Annotated in this window: 1 protein-coding gene; it reads right to left on the bottom strand. The window is 68.4% G+C overall.

Annotated elements, in window-relative coordinates:
* Positions 1 to 1076, bottom strand: a 1076-nt coding sequence (locus ABZ260_RS51430) for a type I polyketide synthase (RefSeq protein ID WP_355633344.1), incomplete at its 3' end; no start/stop codon positions are given.
* Between the last annotated feature and the right edge of the window lie 46 nt (positions 1077 to 1122).

Here is a 1122-nt window from a genome sequence, read left to right as displayed (position 1 = left end):
ACCACGTCCACATCAGCGGGAGTCAGACCAGCGCTGCCCAGCGCCTGCCGGATCACCCGCTGCTGCGACGGACCGTTCGGCGCCGTCAGACCGTTCGACGCGCCGTCCTGGTTGACCGCCGACCCGCGCACGATCGCGAGCACCTGATGACCGTTGCGCCGGGCGTCCGAGAGGCGCTCCAGCACCACCATGCCGACGCCCTCGGCCCAGCTCACCCCATCGGCCGCCTCTGAGAAAGACTTGGACCGGCCATCGCCGGCCAGCCCGCCCTGCGCGCTGAAATCGATGAACGCTCCCGGGGTTGCCATGACGGTTACGCCACCGGCCAGCGCCAGCGCGCACTCCCCCGACCGCAACGCCTGCGCCGCCAGATGAATCGTGACCAGAGAGGAGGAGCAGGCGGTGTCGACCGTCATCGCCGGGCCCTCCAAGCCCAGCGAGTACGAGATCCGGCCCGACAACACACTCCCGGCGTTGCCGGTGCCGAAGAAGCTCATCACATCCAGCGGGAACTCCACGCTCGACGCGTAATCGTGATAGGATACCCCGGCGAACACGCCGGTGTGACTGCCCCGCAGCGAGAGCGGGTCGATCCCGGCCCGCTCTATCGCCTCCCACGAGGTCTCCAGCAGCAACCGCTGCTGCGGATCCATCGCCAAAGCCTCACGCGGCGAGATCCCGAAGAAGCCCGGGTCGAACTCCCCCGCCTCGTGCAGGAAGCCGCCCTCACGCACGTAGCTGGTCCCGCGATTCTCCCGATCCGGGCTGTACAACGCCCCCAAGTCCCAGCCACGCGATGTCGGGAACTCGCTGATCCCATCCCCGCCCTCGGACACCAGCCGCCACAGATCCTCGGCGGATCGAACCCCGCCCGGGTAGCGGCAGGCCATCGAAACAATGGCAATGGGATCATCCGCGACCGATGCGAGCGTGGCCGGAATGATCACACCGGCGTGCTCGCCGAGCAGCTCACCCAGTAGGAACTCCGCCAGCACCACCGGTGTCGGATAGTCGAACACCAGCGTCGCCGGCAACCGCAACCCCGTCGCACCGTTCAGCCGGTTACGCAACTCCACCGAGGTCAGCGAGTCGAAGCCCAGCTCGCGGAACTCCCGCCGCGCC

Source organism: Streptosporangium sp. NPDC006013, from assembly GCF_040614275.1.
Lineage (GTDB): Bacteria > Actinomycetota > Actinomycetes > Streptosporangiales > Streptosporangiaceae > Streptosporangium.
The sequence above is the reverse complement of the archived record's forward strand: the minus strand, read 5'-3'. Positions and strand labels throughout refer to the sequence as shown.